Origin of the sequence: Actinomyces bovis, from assembly GCF_900444995.1 — a bacterium.
Taxonomy (GTDB): Bacteria; Actinomycetota; Actinomycetes; order Actinomycetales; family Actinomycetaceae; genus Actinomyces; species Actinomyces bovis.
In genome coordinates, this window is sequence record NZ_UAPQ01000009.1 from 186821 (window position 1) to 207825 (window position 21005).

General features: G+C 64.4%; 18 protein-coding genes, 4 tRNA genes and 1 pseudogene. 9 read left to right on the forward strand and 14 right to left on the reverse strand.

The features are described from left to right. Positions 1 to 3 precede the first annotated feature (3 nt). From DR039_RS08970 to DR039_RS08985, 4 genes are all read right to left on the reverse strand, one after another. A complete protein-coding gene (locus DR039_RS08970; RefSeq protein ID WP_111837027.1) occupies positions 4 to 744 on the reverse strand; it encodes a zinc ribbon domain-containing protein in 741 nt (246 codons plus the stop codon). A 44-nt stretch (positions 745 to 788) separates the two neighbouring features. Continuing rightward, positions 789 to 1679, reverse strand: coding sequence for a Nif3-like dinuclear metal center hexameric protein (locus tag DR039_RS08975; protein WP_111837028.1), 891 nt, complete (start codon positions 1677 to 1679; stop codon positions 789 to 791). 57 nt (positions 1680 to 1736) lie between these two features. After that, a tRNA-Leu gene (locus DR039_RS08980) sits at positions 1737 to 1818 on the reverse strand. 22 nt (positions 1819 to 1840) lie between these two features. Then, a tRNA-Ile gene (locus DR039_RS08985) sits at positions 1841 to 1931 on the reverse strand. Between the two features lie 217 nt (positions 1932 to 2148). Here DR039_RS08985 and DR039_RS08990 point away from each other — a divergent pair. After that, a pseudogene (locus tag DR039_RS08990) lies at positions 2149 to 3323 on the forward strand (aminotransferase class I/II-fold pyridoxal phosphate-dependent enzyme). On the opposite strand, the gene DR039_RS08995 reads toward DR039_RS08990, so the two are convergent. From DR039_RS08995 to DR039_RS09010, 4 genes are all read right to left on the reverse strand, one after another. Beyond that, positions 3251 to 3967 carry a YdcF family protein gene (locus tag DR039_RS08995; protein ID WP_170166881.1) on the reverse strand — a complete coding sequence of 239 codons (717 nt, stop codon included), beginning with the start codon at positions 3965 to 3967 and terminating at the stop codon, positions 3251 to 3253. The pseudogene DR039_RS08990 and the gene DR039_RS08995 sit on opposite strands and share 73 nt — an antisense overlap. 81 nt (positions 3968 to 4048) lie before the next feature. After that, positions 4049 to 4663: a hypothetical protein gene (locus DR039_RS09000; RefSeq protein WP_111837030.1), complete on the reverse strand. Its 615-nt coding sequence runs from the start codon at positions 4661 to 4663 to the stop codon at positions 4049 to 4051. Positions 4664 to 4764: 101 nt separating this feature from the next. Further along, positions 4765 to 4840 (reverse strand) — tRNA-Val (locus DR039_RS09005). Between the two features lie 49 nt (positions 4841 to 4889). Next, a complete protein-coding gene (locus DR039_RS09010) occupies positions 4890 to 5294 on the reverse strand; it encodes a DUF3052 domain-containing protein (protein WP_111837031.1) in 405 nt (134 codons plus the stop codon). A 292-nt stretch (positions 5295 to 5586) separates the two neighbouring features. Between DR039_RS09010 and aceE the strand changes: the two genes are divergently transcribed. From aceE to DR039_RS09040, 6 genes are all read left to right on the forward strand, one after another. After that, positions 5587 to 8340, forward strand: a complete 2754-nt coding sequence (gene aceE / locus DR039_RS09015) for a pyruvate dehydrogenase (acetyl-transferring), homodimeric type (RefSeq protein WP_111837032.1) — start codon at positions 5587 to 5589, stop codon at positions 8338 to 8340. 148 nt (positions 8341 to 8488) lie between these two features. Beyond that, a complete protein-coding gene (locus DR039_RS09020; protein ID WP_111837033.1) occupies positions 8489 to 9238 on the forward strand; it encodes a hypothetical protein in 750 nt (249 codons plus the stop codon). A gap of 108 nt (positions 9239 to 9346) precedes the next feature. Continuing rightward, positions 9347 to 10531: a PucR family transcriptional regulator gene (locus DR039_RS09025; protein ID WP_111837034.1), complete on the forward strand. Its 1185-nt coding sequence runs from the start codon at positions 9347 to 9349 to the stop codon at positions 10529 to 10531. A 2-nt stretch (positions 10532 to 10533) separates the two neighbouring features. Further along, a complete protein-coding gene (locus DR039_RS09030) occupies positions 10534 to 11496 on the forward strand; it encodes an ACP S-malonyltransferase (protein WP_111837035.1) in 963 nt (320 codons plus the stop codon). Positions 11497 to 11616: 120 nt separating this feature from the next. Continuing rightward, on the forward strand, positions 11617 to 11865 hold the full coding sequence (locus tag DR039_RS09035; RefSeq protein ID WP_111837036.1) for an acyl carrier protein: 249 nt from the start codon (positions 11617 to 11619) through the stop codon (positions 11863 to 11865). Positions 11866 to 11869: 4 nt separating this feature from the next. Continuing rightward, a complete protein-coding gene (locus tag DR039_RS09040) occupies positions 11870 to 13105 on the forward strand; it encodes a beta-ketoacyl-[acyl-carrier-protein] synthase family protein (protein ID WP_111837037.1) in 1236 nt (411 codons plus the stop codon). A gap of 41 nt (positions 13106 to 13146) precedes the next feature. Here DR039_RS09040 and DR039_RS09045 read toward each other — a convergent pair whose 3' ends face one another. From DR039_RS09045 to DR039_RS09060, 4 genes are all read right to left on the reverse strand, one after another. Next, entirely contained in the window at positions 13147 to 14079 is a 933-nt protein-coding gene (locus DR039_RS09045; protein ID WP_197719062.1) for a DUF7916 family protein, read from the reverse strand. Positions 14080 to 14102: 23 nt separating this feature from the next. Next, positions 14103 to 14603, reverse strand: a complete 501-nt coding sequence (locus DR039_RS09050) for a DUF3145 domain-containing protein (protein WP_111837038.1) — start codon at positions 14601 to 14603, stop codon at positions 14103 to 14105. A 237-nt stretch (positions 14604 to 14840) separates the two neighbouring features. Further along, a tRNA-Asn gene (locus tag DR039_RS09055) sits at positions 14841 to 14915 on the reverse strand. A gap of 91 nt (positions 14916 to 15006) precedes the next feature. Further along, the gene (locus DR039_RS09060; RefSeq protein WP_126622243.1) at positions 15007 to 15573 is read right to left on the reverse strand and encodes a hypothetical protein; all 567 of its coding nucleotides are present in this window, start codon (positions 15571 to 15573) and stop codon (positions 15007 to 15009) included. A gap of 64 nt (positions 15574 to 15637) precedes the next feature. Here DR039_RS09060 and def point away from each other — a divergent pair, with 64 nt between their 5' ends. Beyond that, the gene (gene def, locus DR039_RS09065; RefSeq protein ID WP_111837040.1) at positions 15638 to 16129 is read left to right on the forward strand and encodes a peptide deformylase; all 492 of its coding nucleotides are present in this window, start codon (positions 15638 to 15640) and stop codon (positions 16127 to 16129) included. Positions 16130 to 16181: 52 nt separating this feature from the next. Here def and dnaG read toward each other — a convergent pair whose 3' ends face one another. Then, a complete protein-coding gene (gene dnaG, locus DR039_RS09070; RefSeq protein ID WP_111837041.1) occupies positions 16182 to 18224 on the reverse strand; it encodes a DNA primase in 2043 nt (680 codons plus the stop codon). A 62-nt stretch (positions 18225 to 18286) separates the two neighbouring features. Continuing rightward, the gene (locus tag DR039_RS09075) at positions 18287 to 19570 is read right to left on the reverse strand and encodes a deoxyguanosinetriphosphate triphosphohydrolase (RefSeq protein WP_229116908.1); all 1284 of its coding nucleotides are present in this window, start codon (positions 19568 to 19570) and stop codon (positions 18287 to 18289) included. A 407-nt stretch (positions 19571 to 19977) separates the two neighbouring features. Between DR039_RS09075 and DR039_RS09080 the strand changes: the two genes are divergently transcribed. Beyond that, positions 19978 to 20991 (forward strand): LacI family DNA-binding transcriptional regulator, encoded by a 1014-nt coding sequence (locus DR039_RS09080; protein WP_111837043.1) that lies wholly within the window; start codon positions 19978 to 19980, stop codon positions 20989 to 20991. Positions 20992 to 21005: the final 14 nt, after the last annotated feature.

The window sequence follows — 21005 nt, forward strand, 5'->3', positions numbered from 1 at the left end:
CAGTCAGTCCTGTGGGTCGTTCATGCGCACGATGATCACGTCGTTTTCCTCGGCGTGAATGATCTGTTCCTCCGGGGCGGCAAGGATACGGGCCAGCTCTTGGGGGCTGATTTCCACGGCCCCGTCCAAGCGCTTGCCGTAGAGGGCGACGGCGCCCAGGCCGCCGGTGCGGGCACAGACTTCTTCGTACTCGGCCAGCAGCGCGTGGTCTAGGTCAGCTGCTAGGTCTGCGCGGCGTTGTGCAATCTCGGCACGCTCTAGGTCGATCCGCGCGAACTCTTGGTCCCGGGTGGCGGTAAAGCTGCGGCCTTCTTCACGGATTTGCTGCTCGGCAGCATCGAGTTCTGCTGCCGCGGCCTGCGCACGCTCTAAGGCTTCCATAGCTTCAAGTTGGCGCTCTTCTAGGGCACTCTGGCGGCGGCCCAGCTGGTCAATCTCGCCCTGGAGGGCGGATAGGTCGCGCGCAGCTGCCGCCCCCGAATGGAGCCGCTCGCGCAGCGTGGCCGAGCGAGTAACGACCTGGCTGACCTCCTCCTCTACGCGCGTGGCCTCCCGCTTGGCGTCCTCAAGCGCACCTTGGGAAACGACGGCGTCCCGTCGGTTGGCCTTTAGGCGCTCGATGGTCTTCTCTATAGAGGCTAGAACCGGCAGGTGGGAGCGCTCGTATGCCAGACGTGCCAATTTGGAGTCGAGTTCCTGAAGCTCGATGAGGCGGCGCTGCTGGGCAATAGGGGCACTCGTCACGGGGTTCCTCCTGTGGTCTTGAAGCAGTTTGGCGTTGCGGCTACTTAGCCGCGAGGGCCGGTGGCTAGGCGAGCGGCCCAGGGGTCGGTGACTGTCTGGGACACGGTCACGCTAAGCCTATGCCCCTGTTGCTCGGCAAGTGCTTCCAGGTGCTGGGCTAGTGGCGGCAGGCCTACCCATTCGGTAGCCCAGTGGGTGCCACACAATAGGTACGGGCGCCCGCCTTCAAGGTGCTCGCTGGCTGGGTGATGGCGCAGGTCAGCGGTGAGGAAGACATCGGCCTCGGCGTCGCGAGCCTGGCCGAGAAGCGAGTCACCGGCGCCCCCGGAGACGGCCACGCGACTGACTTTGGCCTCCAGATCACCGCCTACCAGCAAGCCTGGGGCCGAGTCAGGCAGCGCCGCAGCCACTTGCTCAGCCAATTCGCGCAAGGTGATCGGCTCTGGGAGGCTGCCAACGCGTCCAATCCCTAGCTCCGGATTACTCGGAGCTGGGCTTAGGACCGTGGTGTTCTGTAGCCCGACGGCGGCGGCCAGGGCCTCAGCCACGCCGCCGCGGGCAGAATCAAGGCTGGTGTGGGCGTTGGCTAAGGCGATGCCTGCGCGAATCAGCCGGTGAATGAGTCGCCCCTTGGGGTTGGTAGCGGATACCTGGTCAGTGCCGCGCAGGTAGAGGGGATGGTGGGTGATCAGCAGTTGGACACCGCGCTCAATCGCCTCATTGACCGTAGCTTCAACCGGGTCTACCGCCAGGAGCACAGCGTTAACAGCATCGGCGGGATCACCACAGATTAGGCGGTTGGAGTCCCAGGGCTCGGCGAGTTCGGTGGGTGCTAGTTGGCGCAGCAAACCCTCCACCTGGCCAACCGTCAGTTGGGCAGCTTCAGCATTCTTGGGTTTCGGCACGGCGGAAGTGGCGGCAGCATGACTGGTCATGCTCCCAGGTTATCGAGGAGCGAAGCGGGCCACGCCACCAGCACAATCCAAACGCAGTGCCCCCGACGGGGCTCGAACCCGTACGCCTTGCGGCAGCGGCTTTTAAGGCCGCGGTGTCTACCAATTCCACCACAGGGGCTGGCCCGGCGGACCGGGCGCGGTACCCCCGCTGGGATTCGAACCCAGGACCATGTGCTTATCAGGCACGGACGAGGTATAAGCTCGCTGCTCTAACCGCTGAGCTACGGGGGCGTGTTGGCGGGCCGCAGGGCCAGACAACAGCGCACAGCCTACCTTTGGTTCACACCTCCTGCGCACCAGAAACAGTCGGTCTAGACCACAACTGGGTCTGTGAGCGGCACCAGCGCAAGCGAACTGTGGCGCGGACCTGCGCATTCGGAGCGAATCCGGCGAGACCGGCACTACCCTAAGTGGCATCAAACTCGCCGTCGATGCCCTTGAGGAAACCATGCAGCCCGCCCCGCGTGCCCTTTCCGCCCAGCCTTTTCACGCCATGTCCATTGGCGCCCGGGCCTCCGAATTGGAGGCCGCGGGCACGCATGTGGCAGCACTGTCACTAGGAGAGCCAAGTTTTGGCGTCCCGCAGCGGTACGGGAGGCCATGCAACAGGTTATGGACGGTCGCCCGCTCCCCTACACGCCCGCCCTGGGCCTGCCTGCGCTACGCGAAGCCATAAGCGGCTACTACCTGCAGCGGCACGGCGTTGCGGTGGACCCGGCACGGATTGTGGTGACCTCTGGTGCCTCGGCGGCACTCCTACTCACAACCTTCGCAACTATTGGCGACGGCGATGAGGTAGTCATCGCTGATCCCTGCTACCCATGCAATCGTGAGTTGGTGGAGGCGGCAGGTGGCTCCCTGCGGCTGGTACCCACCACTGCCGGCTCACGTTTTCAACTGGATCTGGCCGGGGTACAGGCCGCCTGGGGGCCAAAGACCAAGGCCGTGATGGTAGCTACGCCGTCAAACCCCACGGGCACCAGTATTGAGATGCCCGAGTTGGAGCGGATCTGCGCTTTTGCACGGGAGCTAAGTGCCTGGCGCATTGTGGATGAGATTTACCTGGGGCTGGCCGATCATGACTGCGAGGGCAATCCCGCACGCACGGTGCTAGAGGTGGACCCAGAAGCGATCGTGGTGTCCTCCTTCTCCAAGTACTTCGGGATGACCGGCTGGCGGCTGGGCTGGGCTGTGGTGCCTGCGCAATTGGCTCAGTTGGTGGAGAATCTGGCTGTCAACTTCTTCTTGTGTGCGTCCACGCCGGCGCAGCATGCGGCCCTAGCCTGTTTCACTGCGGAGGTGCTGGCCGAATGCGAGCAGCGGCGCCAAGAGTTGCTCGGTAGGCGAGGCCTAGTGCTGGAGGGCTTAGCGCAATTGGGTCTGCCGGTGCCGGTGAAACCGGATGGCGCCTTCTATGTCTACTTTGATGTCTCTGCAACCGGATTGAGTTCCTGGGACTTCTGTGTGCGGGCACTAGAAGAGGCACAGGTCGCGTTGACGCCGGGCCGGGACTTTGGCCTAGCAACTGCCGATACACATGTGCGTTTGTCCTATGCGGCTTCACGAGAAGACCTGGTTCTAGGGCTTGAGCGCTTGGGCCGATTCCTCGCCACACTGCGCTGAAAGTGCGCCTTGCGCCGGTATGCGCTTATCCGACGCAGGATGTCTTGCATACCTTGCGCATCGCGCCCCCAAGTAGGGAAAAACGCCGCCAGGAGCAGGTCCACCGCTCCGAGCAAGGCCCTTCCAGGCTTAGCAAAGACTGATTCTCCTAGGCGATGATCGCAGGCGCGACGGAGGCGGTCAGCCAGGTCTGGGCGCTGGCGGCGCAGCAATAGGCGCGCTTTGGCGGCGTGTAATGGGTCGGACACCAAGAGGATTTCCGCTGCCTCCTGCACCAAAGGCAGGCTGTTAGCAAGGTTCTGCCAGGTTGTGCGAGACCCCATCTCCTTGAGCAGTTCGCCTCGCCAGCCTAAGCGCCGCAGTTCAGCCTCTAATAGCTCCGCCTCTGAGCGTTGCCCAGCTACCGCTCCCCCGCTGAGCACCACGCGCGTTGCCGGATAGCTACGCAAGGTGCGCAAAGCATGGCGAGCTCGGCGCTGGTTGATCGCCCCAGCCCGCGTGCCGACGTCCGCATGCCCGAGCACGACGACGGCACGGTGCGCTGCAGAAACCGTCGACTGTGGCGGACTGGCCCAGGCGCGGGAGGCAAAGCTATGCGCCGCCTCCGCAAGCAACCAAGCTGTCGCTCCTGAGGCTGCGAGCACAACCGCGATACCAATTCTCCGCGATGCTAGCGGGCCTTATCGTGCTGCCACAGCGAATCTTTAAGCCGCAACCGTGAAGGCTCAGACTGTTGCCCAGGCCCGGCGCAGCTCGCCGTCAGTAGCCGTGAAGCCTTGCCGCTCGAAGTAATGGCGGTCATGTACCGCGCTCTGCGCCACTACCAAGCTCTCGATGCCACTCTTACGGATCGCGGGGTCGGCGTAGAGAGTGCGCCCAGGTTTGAGATCGCGGAAGCGGTCAGTCACATAGTCCAGCAGGATCTGTCCCACAGTGCCCTGCTGCTGGTAGGCAAAGAGGCCAATAATCTCGTCATCACACAGGGTGACAAAGCTGCGTGCCCCCTCCAGCGTAGCCCCCTCAAAACCAGGGAAAGCCTTGCTAATGCCCGCGCCGTGCCGCTCCACGAAGCGCGTCACCAGGGCCGAGCCAGGCTCAACCGCACACACCGAATAGTGGCGCTCGCCGGACTGGCGCAGACGAATCAGCCAGTAGGCGTCAATAACCGCAATGACGGCGTTCATGGCGGCATAAGGCCAGATCATGAAGACCACGTTGTAGACCGTGGCGATCAAACTGCCGCTGAGGTTTAGCAGCCGGAACCGGCGGACGCTCGGCACCATCAGCGAGACCACCACGAGCACCGAGCCCGCCCACCCAATAACTTCCCACCAAGGCATGGCATTCCCTCCAATGGCGCCGCACTATCTGGCGGCAAAGCGTACCTGCTGCAAGGCAGGCAGAGAACCCGGGAAGCGCGGGCATAATCGTGAACAGACAGTGGTGGACCCGGCCGGACTCGAACCGACGACAGACGCGGTGTAAACGCGGCGCTCTACCAACTGAGCTACGGGTCCCTTACGGGCACAAGCCCGCAATGTAGCAGGGATTAGGCTCCCTGCCCACTCAGTGCCCGCGACTGGTGACGCGAATCCCGCTCCAACGCTCGCCAACTGAGGCAGCGGAGGTGGCGTGCATCCCAGCGGTGCGCACGGCTTCCTCGACGTCGGAGACTGGCACAGCGCCCTTGGTACGCGCCTTGGGAGTCAAGACCCAGATCAGTCCGGCACCGTCCAGATTGGCCTGAGCATCGACGAGCAGGTCCGTGAGGTCGTCCACATCGCCGTCATCAGCACGCCACCACACGATGGCGCCGTCAGCGACATCCTCATAGTCCTCATCCACCAGCGCTGTGCCGGTGGCCGCCTCAACTGCTTCACGCAGGCTGGCATCAACATCCTCGTCCCAGCAGAACTCCTGGACGACCTGCCCCGAGGTGAAGCCCAAGGCTGCACCTGCTGTGCTCGCCACTGCTCGCACCATCCTTCCGGGCCCCCTGGCCCAACCTGTCGGGCGGTCTTTGACCCGCCCGTAGGGCACTAGCCCACCGCATGAGGCACCACGCGCGCAAGTGCCCAAAACAGCAAGCCTCCATGTGCCCGCCAATTTCAACCAATTTCCAGTGAGTCAAACCACACGTGAGCTAGGACTTTCTTCCTGATTCCAGCCCCCAGCAGCACTAACTAAGTCGTAGATTTGGGACCGTCATGGCAAGCGCCCCAAAAGGGCGATTCACCGCACCGACGCGAGGAACGAGGAACCCGTGAGCCCCACCAGCGACTCTGCTCCACTTATCGACGGACTCCTAAGCAAGGTCACCGACAACGACCCCGAGGAGACCAAGGAGTGGCGCGACTCGCTCGACGCCCTCATCAAGGAGAAGGGCGCACCCCGGGCCCGCTTCATTCTCCTGTCTATGCTCGCTGAGGCGCGCCGCAAGAACGTTGCCGTGCCCGCCCAAACGGCCACCCCCTACGTCAACACCATCAACGTGGAGGACGAGCCCTACTTCCCCGGCGACGAGGACACCGAGCGCACCTACCGCCGCTGGCTGCGTTGGAACGCGGCAGTCATGGTGACTCGCGCCCAGCGCCCCGGCGTCGCCGTCGGTGGCCACATTTCCTCCTACGCCTCCACCGCCACCCTCTACGAGGTCGGCATGAACCACTTCTTCCGGGGCAAAGACCACCCCGGCGGCGGTGACCACGTTTTTTTCCAGGGCCACGCCTCCCCTGGCAACTACGCCCGTGCCTTCATCGAGGGGCGTTTAACGGAAACTGATCTGGACGGATTCCGCCAGGAGTACTCCCACCCAGAGGGCGGCCGCGGCATGCCCTCCTACCCACACCCGCGCCGTATGGAGGACTTCTGGGAGTACCCCACCGTCTCCATGGGCCTGGGTCCTGCCGAGGCCATTTACCAGGCCTGGTTCGACAAGTACCTGCAGGGCGCAGGCATTAAGGACACTTCTCAGCAGCACACCTGGGCCTTCCTGGGTGATGGCGAGATGGACGAGCCCGAGTCGCGCGGCATGATCCACCTGGCTGCCGGCCAGCAGTTGGACAACCTGACCTTTGTCATCAACTGCAACCTGCAGCGTCTAGACGGTCCGGTGCGTGGAAACGGCAAGATCATCCAGGAGCTCGAGGCCGAGTTCAAAGGTGCCGGTTGGAACGTCATCAAGGTGATCTGGGGTCGTGGCTGGGACCAGCTGCTTGCCGCAGACAAGGACCACGCCCTGGAGCACCTCATGATGGAAACTCTCGACGGCGATTACCAGGCCTTCAAAGCTAACGACGGCGCCTACGTGCGCGAGCACTTCTTCAACCGCGACCCACGCACCGCCGCACTGGTCAAGGACTGGACCGACGAGCAGATCTGGGCCCTGCAACGCGGTGGCAACGACTACCGCAAGATGTACGCCGCCTATAAGGCTGCTATGGAGCACAAGGGCCAGCCCACCGTGATCCTGGCGCACACTGTTAAGGGCTACATGCTGGGGTCGCACTTCGCCGGCCGCAATGCCACCCACCAGATGAAGAAGCTGTCGCTGGATGACCTTAAGGGCCTGCGCGACCGCCTGCGCATCCCGATCACAGATGAGCAGCTAGAGGCCAATCCCAAGCTGCCGCCCTACTACCGTCCCGCAGCGGACGACCCAGCCCTGCTGTACATGCTGGAGCGACGCCGTCAGCTCGGTGGTTTTGTGCCCGAGCGGCGCGATCACGGCAAGGAGTTGGAACTGCCTGGGGACAAGGCCTACGACATCCTCAAGTCTGGTTCTGGCAATCAGGAGGTGGCCACCACGATGGCTTTCGTGCGCCTCCTCAAGGAGCTCATTAAGGAGAAGGGTATCGGGCGTCGTATCGTGCCGATTGTCCCCGATGAGTCCCGCACCTTCGGCCTGGAGTCGCTCTTCCCCACCAAGAAGATCTACAACACCCAGGGCCAGAACTACACGCCGGTGGACGCTGACATGATGCTGTCCTACCGGGAGTCCACCTCCGGACAGCTCATGCACACCGGCATCAACGAGGCTGGTTCCGCTGCGCTATTCCAGGTGGTTGGGACCAGCTACGCCACGCACGGCGAGCCGATGATCCCCGTCTACATCTTCTACTCGATGTTCGGCTTCCAACGCACTGCGGACCAGTTCTGGGCTGCCGGTGACCAGCTGGCACGCGGCTTCATTATGGGTGCCACTGCGGGCCGCACCACCTTGGCAGGTGAGGGCACCCAGCACATGGACGGCCACTCGCCGCTGATCTCCGCCACAAACGAGGCGGTGGTAACTTATGACCCGGCTTATGCCTACGAAATCCGCCACATCGTGCGCGATGCCATCGAGCGCTGGTACGGCCCCGACTCCGGCCGCAACCGCGACATCATGTACTACCTGACCATCTACAACGAGCCCATCGTCCAGCCGGCTGAGCCGGAGAATGTGGACGTTGAGGGCATCCTCAAGGGCCTTTACAAGCTCGACGACGCCCCCGCCGGGGACGGACCAGAGGTCACGCTGCTGGCCTCCGGCGTCGGCGTGCCGTGGATCCGTCAGGCCCGCGAGCTGCTGCTAAACGACTGGGGCGTGCGCGCTTCTACTTGGTCGGTCACCTCCTGGAACGAGCTGCGCCGTGAGGCCCTAGCTGTGGAGAAGGCCAATTTCCTTTCTGGAGATGCTGCTGGCCAGGTCCCCTACCTGACGCGCCAGCTCTCGCAGGCCCAGGGGCCCTTCATCGCCACCAGCGACTTCGATCACCTGGTCCAGGATCAGATCCGCGCCTGGGTGCCCGGTGACTTCCACACCCTGGGTGCGGACGGCTTTGGCTTCTCCGACACCCGCCCGGCAGCCCGCCGCTTCTTCCTAATCGACGCACACTCCGTGGCGGTCAAGGCCCTGCAGGCCTTAGTGCGTCAGGGCAGACTGGACCGCTCAGTGCTGGAGCAAGCGCTGGCCCGTTACGAACTGGAGAATATCCACGCTGGCTCCTCAGGTTCTACGGGTGGCGACGCCTGAGGTAAGGGTTCCTGAGCATCTGAGTGACTCCTGACAGTTCCGGGCCTGGTTACCGATAGGTTCCAGGCCCGGACTTTTGTCTCCAGTGACGAAGCAGCTGGCGACATCACTCCTATCGTCATGGATGCTTTACCTATAGGCTGCGTTTATGCGATCCCTGAAGTCTCTCGCTTACACCAGACGAGCTCTCGCCGTCGCCCTGGTGCTCGGGCTGCCCCTGCTGACCTCATGCTCCAGCACCAAGCCAGCGGCAGCGCCCTCCGCAACGGCTGGAAGCGCGGCGGCAGCCTTAAGCAGCACAGCGGACGCAACGCCCGCAGCAGCCGCTGGGGCAGCCTCGAACAGTCCCACGCAGAGTGTTAGCCCCACGGAGCAAAACACTGAAGCTGCCACGTCACCTTCTGCCGCAGGCACCTCTAACGCTGGCGGCGGCACATCCGCAACGGTGACCAAGGGTGAAGAGGTGGAGCGCGGACCTCACTGCACCGCAGAGGACCTCAAACAGCCCACCTCACCCGATGAGCTCACCGCCGACACGAGCCGGGAGCAGGCACTAAAGGAAGTTGGAAAGACCATCCCTGCCTCCCCTCACACGGTGGTGGAAAACTCTTTCGACAACACCAACGCCTACGTGGTGAAGGTGGAAGCCGGGGCCACCACCGTGGAGGTCAACGCGGCAGCGACAGTGGTCGTGATCGAGGGCGATATCGATACGCTGATTGTTAACGGCACCGCCTCCACCATTTGGGTGGACAACGTTGACCATGTCCAGATGGGTGAAAACTCAGCTGGAAACTACGTCATGTGGACCGGCAGCAAGCCGGACCTCCAGGACCAGGGCACAGGTAACACCACGGCCCGGGCCGAGTATGCGGTGCACGTACACAACTATTGTTGAGCTACTGATAGGCGATACTGCTAAGCCCGGCTTCAGCCTTACGAGTGTCAAGACTGTAAGGACTTCGGTCTTGTAATTTTCCTACAAGCGTTCCTCTACGATCAGTGTATGGCTGAACTAAGCGCCCCCGTAGTCGCCGCCCTTCGCAACGCACAAGACCAGATCGTCGAGCATTCCCTCGATCTTGTCAGTGCCGAGTACCCCTGGTATCGCACGCTTCCCGAGGCTTCCCGCCGCCAGATCGAGGCTGTCGCCCGTATGGGCGTGACCATGTTCGTTGATTCAGTCGAGGACCCCGAGAACGCCACCAAACCCTCACAGATCTTCTCTGTGGCCCCAGCCACTCTCACGGGCACGATTTCACTGGAACAGACGCTCTCCCTGGTGCGTTCAGTGGTCTCTGTGGTTGAAGAAGAGTTCCCCGAGGTGGTGCCGCAAGAGCACCGGGACGCGGTGCGAATCCTGGTGCTGCGCTTCGGCAGGGACATCGGCTTTGCAGCAGCGCAGGTATACGCCCGCGCCGCAGAAGCACGCGGCGCCTGGGACGCGCGGCTGGAATCCGTATCCGTAGATGCGATGCTCCATGACTCCCCACAGGACGCAGAGACCCGCGCTGGCACGGCCGGCTGGCACGGGACCGGGCCTGCCGTCGCTATTGCCGCCCGCATTGCGCTGGATGCCTTGGCCGTTTCCAATCTGCGGCGGCAGTGCCGCAGCCTGGCCGGGGATTGCCTAGTGTCCGTGCGCGGCGACTCCGTTTTGGTGGTCATGGGCAGTCCCAAGGAAGGCAAAGATGCCACCAACCGGGCCACCAGCGTGGAGTCGCGACTAGACCAGGCCGCTATGACCCTGAGCGCTGGTCTCGGGGACTACGCCGTGGTCGGCCCCGTAGTACCTGGGGTGGCGGAAGCTGGCATGTCATTGCGCTCCGCTATGGCTGGCCTGCGGGCTTTACCTGGCTGGCCTGAAGCCCAGTGTCCGTTGCGCGCAGACGACCTACTGCCAGAGCGGGTGCTTGCTGGCGACCCCTTGGCGCCACAGCAGCTGCTGGCACTCGTGCACCGGCCTTTGCGTGAGATGGGTGATCCCTTTGAGGAGACCGTCGCCGCCTACTTGTCCAATGGCCGCAGCCTGGAAGCCACCGCTCGGGCCTTGTTCGTGCACGCGAACACAGTGCGCTACCGGTTGGGAAGAGTCACTGAGCAGGTCGGCTGGGACCCCACTGACCCACGCGAAGGCCTCATGCTGCACGTGGCCATCATCATCGGGCGTCTAGAGGCCGTAGGACGCTGAAGGTGCGGGCATTGCTTTGCCCCGGGCAGGGGGCGCAAAAGCCCGGGATGCTTTCGGCTTGGTTGCCGGGGGCCGCCGGGGCCGAGGCTCAGGCCGCGCAAGAGGTGCTGACGCTGGTGCGCGCCGCCTCGGAACAAACCGGCCTGGATCTCCTGCGGCTTGGAACGCAGGCGTATGCAGCCGAAATCCGGGACACTGCTGTGGCGCAGCCACTAATTGTGTTGGCGTCGCTGGCCAGCGCCATTCACCACGGCCTATTGCTGGATGACGAGGGTGCTCAGCGCGCCTCTGGCCAGCTAGCTGCAAGCGATGGATCTGGCGACGCCGTCGCTGGGCATTCTCTGGGTGCGCTGACTGCCCTGGCGCTGGCTGGGGTGCTGACGCCGTTGGAGGCCGTAACTCTGGCAGCTAAGCGGGGTGCCGCCATGGCCCAGTGCTGCCGCATTGGGGAGCCGGGCGGAATGACTGCCCTGCTTGGTGGAGACCGTGCAGCGGTGCTGGCAGCTGTTGAAGCCGCCGGGCTCTACGCCGCCAATATCAACGGCGCTACGCAGCTTGTGGCTGCCGGAACACTCAGTGCCCTGGATGGTTTTCAGGCACCAGTCGGGGTGCGCACGGTGCGCCTAGAGGTGGCTGGAGCATTCCACTGCCCTGCGATGGCTCCAGCCGCATCCATGCTGACTCAGGCTGTGGAGGAGCTACCTGAGCGGGTGCTGCGGCGCACGATAATTGATGAAGCCACTGGTGAGGTACATCCAGTGGGCAGTTCCGGGCGAGAGTTGCTGACCGGGCTGATTGCGCACTTAACCGCTCCCGTGCGTTGGGATCTGGTGCAGGAGCAGTTGCTGCGCCTAGGTGTCACCGAGGCGGTTGAGCTGGCACCAGCTGGGACGCTGGCGGGATTCGCACGGCGTGACCTGCCCGGAATCACCGTCACCCGCCTGCGCGCTCCCGCCGTCGTCTGAACCTTCCCCGGGCACCGGAGCCCTCAGAGGCGCGCAGCAAGCCAATTCTGGGGGACAATGGTCCCGTGCCCGCTGGGCACCAAACACACCAGCCCCAACCCGCAACTTCAAGGAGTCCACATGTCTGCTGAGCCCACAGAGGTCTTTGCTGCCGTCACTGAGATCCTCGCGGAGGAGGCGGGTATAGATGCCGCCACTATCACTCGAGACACGGACTTAGCTAAGGACCTAGACATTGACTCGCTGGGGCTGCTGACCATCGCCACGCAGATCGAGGAGCGCTTCCCGATCACTCTGGAGGACTCTCTGCTCACCAAGCTAACCACCGTGGGACAGCTGGTGGACCAGGTCTGCGACGCCCAGGCCTGAGCCCATGACGCGCACGGCCGAGGTGGTGGTCACTGGGCTTGGCACTGTCAACCCACTTGGCGCCGATGTGCCCAGCACCTGGCAGGCATTGCATGAGGGACGCTGCGCGGTGCGCAACCTGGATGCTGCTTGGGCGGAGGAGTATCAGCTACCGGTACGCATTGGTGCAACTTTGGCCTGCGATCCGGCTGATGAGTTGAGTCCCAAGGAGTTGCGTCGCCTGGACCGGGCCAGCCAGTGCGCCCTGCTGGCGGCCCGCCAAGCCTGGGCACAGGCAGCCTCCCCGGAAGTGGACGGTGAGCGCCTAGCGGTGAGTCTGTCTCCTGGTATGGGGCCGGTCCTATCGGTGATGCAGGCCTGGGACACCTTGCGGGAAAAGGGCCACAGGCGGGTACTGCCCACAGCCGTGCCGGCACTTATGCCTAACAGCCCGGCTGTGGCCGTGGGGCTGGCGCTTGGAGCCCGCGCAGGCGTCCACGCCCCAGTTTCAGCCTGTGCGTCTGGCGCAGAAGCCATTGCCTATGGCGCCGACTTGATCGCCCTAGGGCGTGCCGACTTAGTCCTAGCCGGGGGCACTGATGCTGCCCTGCACCCCATGAGCCTGGCGGCTTTTGCCGCCATGCGGGCCTTGTCCACCCGCAATGAGGACCCGGGTACAGCTTCGCGGCCTTTCGCAGCTGACCGCGATGGCTTTGTGATGGGTGAGGGCGCCGGAGTACTCGTATTGGAGTCCGCCGAGCATGCAGCCACACGTGGAGCGAAAGTTCTAGCCCGCTTGGCGGGCGCTGCCGTCACAGCGGATGCCTACGACGTAGCTCGCCCAGAACCGCAAGGGCGCGAGCAGGAACGGGCGCTGCGCCTGGCTTTGGAGCGCGGTGGCCTCTCCCCCGCGCAGGTGGGACATGTAAACGCGCATGCCACCTCTACGCCTGCCGGCGACACGGTGGAGGCGCAGGTACTGGCACGAACCGTTCCCGGCGCCGCAGTGAGCGCCACCAAGTCCGCCACCGGGCACCTCCTAGGCGGAGCCGGAGGGTTGGAGGCAGTGCTGACGGTGATGTCCTTGGTAGACGGCTGGTTGCCACCAACTTTGTTGCCTGGCGGTATCGATCCAGCGATCGCGGCCACGGGGATCGACGTCGTCGGCCCCTGCGGGCGTCAGGCCCTTGACCTAGAGGCGGCTGTAAGCACTTCCTTTGGTTTTGGTGGGCACAATGTGGCCTTGGCCTTTAGCCGTTGAGGCGCTGCGAGGCGGCAGGTGCAGGATTTAAGCCCAGAGCCTTAGCGCTGCTGGGAGCGGGCCATGCGGTGCCAGGTGTGGCGGCGACCCCGAATGGCCAGCGAGTAGGCGTAGATATTCTCCGGTGGGGCAATACCGAAGTAGCCAGAGTCGCCAATGTGGTGCACATCCGCCCCGGAGGCCTTGGAATCCATGCCAATGCGCTCAATCACGTTGCGACTAGCCCCTTCCTGAGAGGTGCCGATTGAGTTCCAGACAAGCAGACCGCGCGCTTGAGCTGCCTGCACGCGTTCGGTGGTGGCCTGCATGGAGGATCCGGGAGTGGTGCCGGGCGCTGGTTGGAGGACCCCATGGGCGCCGGCGTCTGCCAGGCGCAGGATGTCTGCGGTGGTCATAACTGGCTCACCGGCTCCGGCCGCGTGCATGCGTCCGGCGAAGATAACCAGCTGCCCGTCCGTGGCGGCACGGATTTGGACGGTGGCCTGCACGATGGCCTCCATGGTGACGCCGCTGCCAGGGTTGCCGGTGATCACCGCGATGGCGCCTCCCTGCTCGACTAGTCGCTCCGCGTTATCCACTGTGGCCCGCCTGCCTGCGGGGAAGCTACTGCGGGCGGGATCCACGGGCTCCAGGTTCACGGCAGTGAGGCGGCCGGTGTAGCGCGCGACATCACCTGCGGTCCGTCCCCGTCCAGCCGGAAAATCGCCAAACTCAGCCGGTGGTGCAGGCTGATTGTCGGCATCTGGCAGTCCCCAGACCTGCGGGTGAGCGACGTCGTAGAGGTTCAGGCAGATGATGTCGGCACCGAAGGCGGCGGCGAGTTCGGGATTGGAGCAGCCGTCCTGCAACGGGGGCACCGCGACAATTGTCTCGGCGGCGATGGTGCGGCCCTCGGCTTGGCGGATGGAGTCGACCAGCTCCATTCCGCGTAGCGCCGTCAGGGCTTTAGGGCTGAGATCCAGGATGCGTGACATGGGTGATCCGCGCTAGGCCTGCTTCAGCCGACGCGGTGGAGCCAGCGCACGGGGGCGCCGGAGCCGGCGTAGCGGAAGGGTTCAAGCTCGTCGTCCCAGGCTTGGCCGAGAGCTAGGTCCAGAGCGCGGCGCATGGCCAGCATGTCGGTGCCGTGCTCTAGGGCGGCGCGCACGCGGTCCTCCGGGATAACTACGTTGCCGTGAGCGTCAGTCTGAGCGTGGAAGATGCCGAGATCCGGGGTGTGAGACCAGCGTCCGCCGTCAACGCCTTGGCTGGCTTCCTCGGTGACTTCGTAGCGGAGGTTTGCCCAGCCGCGCAGGGCGGAAGCGAGTTGGGCACCGGTGCCAACGTGTCCCACCCAGGAGCACTCCCCGCACAGCATGCCGGGGGCAGCCGGTTGGTCGATCCAGTCAAGGTGGACGCGGCTACCCAGCACCTCAGCTAGAGCCCACTCGATGTGCGGGCACAATGCCGCCGGTGCTGAGTGCACAAAAAGTACACCGCGGGTGTAGGCACCGTTCATGAAGATCGCCTCCTGGTCGGTTTGAGGGTCGTCTTCCCCAACGTCCTCAGTACCGAATGGGCTGTCTGCATGACGCACGCGGCGTGCAAGGTCATTGTGCCCGGTGTGGCAGCCCAGGTCCAGTCGCTAGCCGCAACAAGCCTCCGACTCCAGCACGTGGAGTGGCCGGCTCAGCAACAGGCGCCACTCAAGGCCAGGAGAACAAGAGAACCCCGGCTCTCAGGCCGGGGTTCTGGTTGGCTCCCGCGAGTGGACTCGAACCACTAACCGTCCGATTAACAGTCGGATGCTCTGCCATTGAGCTACGCGGGATTGCGTTTTGGCGCAGGTTGAACTTTAGCAAGCTAGTCTGCCGGCGTCGAATCGCCTCATTGACACAAAACCTAGGTGGCGCAGCGAAAACTCAGGTTGTGGGCAGGCCCACACCGTCTTTAAGTCGCCGTTCTAAAGCTGCCAGGACCTCGCGATCCGCCTCTGACAGGTCCTCCACCAGGACCCCGCTGACGGTCGTAAAGAGGCTGCCGTCAGCGGCCCGCCGCGCGCTCACACTCACTGGCTCGCCACCGGACAAGGTCCCGCTAACGCGGTGCACCACCACGGAGTCCACGCGCTCACGCAGCACCCGGGCAAAGGGGTTGGGATCTACCTCAGCCGTCTTATCCCCAATTTGGATCTCCTCTGGGACCACCAGCAGAAGCGGCTCCTGGCCCGGTTCCAACCAGTGGAGGGTAAAGCAGCGCTCCTCCCCCGCCCAGGACGCCCGATCCACTTGCGCCCATTCCCAGCAGCGCAGCTCTTCGCCCGCTATCAAAGTGAGGCTGCCCGCCAGGGCCAGCGCCCAAGCAGAACCATCCGCAGCGATAGGCACCGCCGCCAGCAGCTTTTGGCCTGGCTCCAAGCGGGAAGTCACGGCAGGCGGCACCGTGGCACTGGGGCGACGGCGTCGGGGCAACAGCTGCGAAAGTGGCACGACTCAACCCTACCGAGCCCCCAGCTCGACACACGGACCACTGCTGGCGTGAAAGGATGCGCATATGGCTTACCGCGACATCCGTATCATCGGCGACCCAGTTCTTCGCACTCCCTGTGAGTGGATCCAGGACATTGACGACTCCGTTAAGTCCCTGGTGGAGGACCTCTTGGAGAACGTGGATGCGGACGGTCGCGCAGGCTTGGCCGCCAACCAGATCGGGGTGAGTCTGCGTGCCTTCTCCTGGAATATCGACGGCGAGATCGGCTACATCCTGAACCCACGCCTGGTAGAGGTCTCCAAAGATGAGTACCAGGACGGCGACGAGGGTTGCCTCTCCGTTCCGGGACTGTGGTTCCCCACAGAACGCGCCTGGTACGCCCGCGCCGAGGGCATCGACCTGGACGGCAAGCCCATCATCGTGGAGGGCGAGGAACTCATGGGCCGCTGCATCCAGCACGAGTGCGACCACCTAGAGGGCCACCTCTACCTGGATCGCCTGGACCGCAAGAACCGTTCCAAGGCTATGAAGGAGCTGCGCGCTCAGGGCCTGTAAAGGCTCGTAGCCCCAGCCGCCCAGCTCAAGCGCCCCTACTCCAGGGCGGGCGTCAGTCTCGCTCAGAAAGCGCGGCCCGCTGTGCTTCCAGGGCCACAATCCGCTCGAAGATCTCCCGGTTGCGTTCACTGCTCGGCTCAATGCGCCGCTGCTCGCTACGCAGGGCCGCGAGCGCCCGGGTCACGCTGACCCGCTGGAAGGAGCGGATGACGCCGCGCGCGTAGGCCTCCTCCGCGCCACGGTCGGCCTCCAACAGGGCCGGGTTGGTCTTGGAGGGTCTGGCTGGAATCGGTAGGGCGACTACGGCCAGCTCTGTTAAAGCCTGGTCTACTTCACCAATGGCACCTGCGCGGATTGTCTTGAGCCAGTGGTTGGTTACGGTCATCGCTAGACGTTCCTTGGGAACCCCAGCTTGCTCAGCCTGAGCGGTCAGCACACGCACCTGGCTGGCCCCGCCAGCGGCAAGTATGGCCTCGAAGACGGCGCGGTGTACGGGTTGGGTGAAGCCTTGCGCATCTAAGTCGTCGGCGCCTGCAGCTTCTGCCTGGCCGGGCATTTGCAGCATGACTGCGAGCACATCGTGCTCCATGCGCACCACTGGGTCACTTAGGTCGGGGAGCACTGAGCCCCGCGGGGCCATGGGTGCTTCTTCGCCGCCGGGCCGAGCTCCAGCCTGGGCCCCCGCGCCCGCTTGGCTTCCGGGGCGCGCCCCCTGCCGCCCAGCGTGCTGCTGGGCGTAGCGCACCTCGGAGACGACGTCGCGCTCAGGCATGCCGAGCCATCCGGCCAGGGCACGGGTGTATTCGCGGCGGAGCGCGAAGTCGCGGATTCCGGCGACTACCGGGGCGGCGGCGTGCAGCCCGCGCACGCGCCCCTCCGGGGTGGATAGGTCCAGGTTCTTCAAGGAAGTGCGGATCACGAATTCGAACAGGGGCTTGCGGGAGTCGATTAGGGCAGGGATGGCTTCTTCGCCGTGGTTTAGACGTAGGTCGCAGGGGTCCATGCCAGATTCGGCCACGGCCACGAAGGTCTGGGTCGCGAAGTGTTGGTCTTCCGCGAAGGCCCGCATGGCGGCTTTCTGCCCGGCAGCGTCGCCGTCGAAGGTGAAGATAACTTCGCCACCGCGTGCTCGGTAGCCGGTGAGGATGACTCCGGCAGCGGGGTCGGCGCTGTCCCCCAGGAGGCGCCGCACAATGCGCGTATGTCCTTCTCCGAAGGCTGTGCCACAGGTGGCCACGGCGGTGGTGACGCCGGAGGCGTGGGCGGCCATGACGTCCGTGTAGCCCTCCACGACCACCACTCGGTGCTGCTCGGCGATCGCATTCTTGGCCAGGTCTAGGCCGTAGAGCACTTGGGCCTTGTGGTAGATGGCGGTCTCGGGGGTGTTTAGGTACTTGGGACCCGGGTCTTCCGTAGACATGCGGCGGGCACCGAATCCTACCGTGGCGCCGGTGATGTCTCGGATGGGCCAGATGAGACGGTCCCGGAAACGGTCGTAAAGGCGGTTGGAGTTGCGCCCGGTGGTGGCTAGACCGGACTCCATTAGCTCTGCCTCTGTGTAACCCTTGGAGCGCAGATAGTTGCAAAGGTTGTCCCAGCCGGCTGGAGCGTAGCCCAGGCGGTAGCGTGCGGCATGGGCTTGCGTGAAGCCGCGGGAGGTCAGGAACTCGCGGCCAGCTTGGCCCGCGGGAGTGGCTAACTGATCGTGGTACCAGGCTTCGGCCAGGCGGTTGGCGTCCAGAAGGCGTTGCCGGGTGCCGGGCTCGATGCCACGGGTTACCTGCCCACCTTCCTCATAACGCAATTGCACGCCGGTGCGTCCGGCTAGTTGCTCTACGGCCTCGGAGAAGGACAGGTGGTGGACGCGTTGGACGAAGTCAATGACGTCCCCGCCTTCGCCACAGCCGAAGCAATGCCACAGTCCCAGTTGGGGACGGACGTTGAAAGAGGGGGTGCGCTCGTCGTGGAAGGGGCACAGGCCTTTTAAGGAACCGACGCCGGCGCTTTTGAGCGTGACATGCTCACCGACGACGTCCTCGATGCGCGCACGCTCGCGGACCGCCTCGATATCCTCGCGTTTTATCCGACCGGCCACGGCCTCATATTAGGCGAGTCCGCTGACACCTATGGTCGCTGTGATCGGCTGAGGCTCGTCTCCTACACCTGGGAGAACAGGCCGCAGAGGCGGGCGTGCCACTGTTGGGCGGAGGTGTCTGTCAGGGAAGCGATTTGGTCAATAACCGCGCGGCGCCGTCCGGCCTCCCCTTCGGCTTCCTCCCAAGCCTGCCGGAATAGTGGGTCCAGATCCTTCCCCCGGCCCTCTACCAAGGCGTCCGTTAGGTCAAAGATGAGTGTGCGCTGGCGTAGGTAGACGGGCTCGTGTTCGCGGGGTGCCATCACGTAGCGCACTGCGGCGCCTTTGAGTACCAGGATCTCGGCGGCAGTCTCCTCAGGGATAACGAGTTCTGCCTCGTAACGGGTCAGGGGGCCGTCGCCGTAAACCTGTCTGGTGGCGGTGGCGACGGCGGAGACGAAGCGGCCGATCATCTGGCTGGTGAGGTTCTTGAGCCTGGCTTGGGCCGCCAGAGACCCATCGAAGCCGTCTATCCAAGCGGGGTCGGCCAGGAGCCGCTCCCATGCCGAGCCGAGTTCGTCACGGCTGAGCTTGGGCTGGTACCAGTCCTGCAGGGAGTCCAGCAGATTCTCAATCTCCTGGTCGTGCCTCAGGTCGGCCGGATCCATGCGGCCCAGGGCCATGGCATCCTCCACGTCGTGCACTGAGTAGCCGACGTCGTCGGAGAAATCCATGACCTGGGCCTCCAGGCAGGAGCGCCCCCAGGGGCAGCCTTGCCGCATCCAGGAGAAGACCTCGGCGTCGTCGTCGTAGACAGAGAATTTGCGGGCGCTTTTGCCCTGCGGTCCACCGGGTCCTTGGCCGCGCTGCCAGGGGTACTTGCAGACGGCGTCGAGGCTGGCGCGGGTGAGGTTCAGTCCTACGGAGCGGCCTTGTGCGTCCAGGGTCTTGGGCTCCAGGCGGGTCAGCAGGCGGAAGGTCTGGGCATTGCCCTCAAAGCCACCAATGTCCTGGCTCACGGCGTCCAGGGCCCTCTCCCCGTTGTGCCCGAAGGGCGGATGGCCCAGGTCATGGGAGAGGCAGGCGGTATCCACGACGTCGGGGTCGCAGCCCAGGGCGTGCCCCAGAGCCCGGCCCACTTGGGCGACTTCCAGGGAGTGGGTCAGACGGGTGCGCACGAAGTCGTCTGCACCGGGGCCGAGCACCTGGGTCTTGGCCCCGAGGCGTCGCAGCGCGGAGGAGTGCAGGACACGAGCGCGGTCCCGCTCGAAAGGCGTGCGACGCGCTGATTTGGGGGGCTCACTCACCAGGCGGGCCACGTCGACCGGCCCATACCCACTGAGCCCATCGGCCGACTCGCTGGCCAACCTGTTAAGCGTACTTGAAATTGCGGGTTGCGAGGCTTTTGCCGCAGCCGGTGTGAGCGAGTCGGGCATGGGCTCACGGTACCGCAGCAGCGCGGGTGGGCCTCCTGCACGAAACCGGGCGTCACTTTGCAGACGCGCTCGCATGCCTGCAAGATCGCTTCGCACCGACCATGCAATCACCGCAGTATCTCGTGGCTCTGAGGCAACCGTGTCGTCCTGGTAGCCCCCCGGTGTGTATAATCCTGCAAGAACCCGCCGCTTGCTCTTTGCAGTTCTTGCAAGGGTGTCACATTCTGGACGTTCGCTTGGAGACCTCGATGCCCGCCTCGGCAGCACCTCGGAGTGGCAGGCAACCAGTCCACTCCCACCGGTGGCACAAGCTGCGCGTCTTAAACGAGGAGGATCGAATGCCTCAGCGGATCACCCTGTCCGACATCGCCGAGCAAGCCGGGGTCTCAACCGCGACTGTCTCACGCGTCCTGAACGGCAAGTCAAATGTCGCTGACGCCACGCGGCGGCAGGTCTTCGTGGCTCTGGACCTGTTGGGATACGAGCGGCCAGAGCACCTGCACGAGTCCTCCCGAGGGCTAGTCGGCCTCATCATCCCTGAGCTATCCAACCCGATCTTCCCGATGTTCGCTCAGCAGATCGAACAGATCTTGGCCTCTGACGGTCATACGCCCCTGCTGTGCACGCAAGCGCCCGGCGGAACCAGCGAGGATGAGTACATCGCCATGCTGGTGGACCGTGGCGTGGCAGGCATCATCTTTGTCTCTGGGCGCCACGCAGACACCACCGCGGACCTGACCCGCTACCAACGTCTGCGTGAACGCGGCATTCCAATCGTCACCGTCAATGGCAACACTCCGGGCTTGGACTCCCCCGGATTCACCACCGACGACGCCGCTGCCGCCAGCATGGGCGTAAGGCATTTGGTCTCCCTGGGGCACCGGCGCATCGGCCTAGCTATGGGCGCCACCCGCATGGTCCCGGCCCGCCGCAAGTACCAGGGATACGTGCGCACTATGCATGAGCTCCTGCCAGATGAGCCGCTGCGCAGCGTGGAGAGCCTCTTCACTTACGAGTCTGGCGTCAACGCCGCCCGCCAGCTGCTGGAACAGGGCTGCACCGGAATCATCTGCGGCTCAGACATCATGGCCCTGGGCATCATCCAGGGAGTGCGCTCTATGGGTCTTAGCGTGCCAGAGGACGTCTCCGTAATCGGCTATGACGACTCGCCACTGATCCCCATGATGAACCCCCCACTGACCACGCTACGCCAACCCGTGGATGCCCTCTCGCGGGCAGCGGTTGCCTGCCTGCTGGCACAGATCAGTGGGGAAAAGGTCGAGGACACCGAGCTGTTCTTCAACCCGGACCTGATCGTGCGTGGCTCCACCGCCATCGCCCCACGGGACTAAGCACCCCAGGCTGC

Excerpts from the sequence above, each read along its gene's own strand:
- DR039_RS09025 (WP_111837034.1), top strand. The coding sequence starts at position 9,347 with ATGGCTGAACTAAGCGCCCCCGTAGTCGCCGCCCTTCGCAACGCACAA.
- DR039_RS09045 (WP_197719062.1), bottom strand. The coding sequence starts at position 14,079 with ATGTCACGCATCCTGGATCTCAGCCCTAAAGCCCTGACGGCGCTACGC.
- DR039_RS08975 (WP_111837028.1), bottom strand. The coding sequence starts at position 1,679 with ATGACCAGTCATGCTGCCGCCACTTCCGCCGTGCCGAAACCCAAGAAT.
- DR039_RS09080 (WP_111837043.1), top strand. The coding sequence starts at position 19,978 with ATGCCTCAGCGGATCACCCTGTCCGACATCGCCGAGCAAGCCGGGGTC.
- DR039_RS09035 (WP_111837036.1), top strand. The coding sequence starts at position 11,617 with ATGTCTGCTGAGCCCACAGAGGTCTTTGCTGCCGTCACTGAGATCCTC.
- DR039_RS09040 (WP_111837037.1), top strand. The coding sequence starts at position 11,870 with ATGACGCGCACGGCCGAGGTGGTGGTCACTGGGCTTGGCACTGTCAAC.
- DR039_RS09020 (WP_111837033.1), top strand. The coding sequence starts at position 8,489 with ATGCGATCCCTGAAGTCTCTCGCTTACACCAGACGAGCTCTCGCCGTC.
- def (WP_111837040.1), top strand. The coding sequence starts at position 15,638 with ATGGCTTACCGCGACATCCGTATCATCGGCGACCCAGTTCTTCGCACT.
- DR039_RS09000 (WP_111837030.1), bottom strand. The coding sequence starts at position 4,663 with ATGCCTTGGTGGGAAGTTATTGGGTGGGCGGGCTCGGTGCTCGTGGTG.
- DR039_RS09050 (WP_111837038.1), bottom strand. The coding sequence starts at position 14,603 with ATGAACGGTGCCTACACCCGCGGTGTACTTTTTGTGCACTCAGCACCG.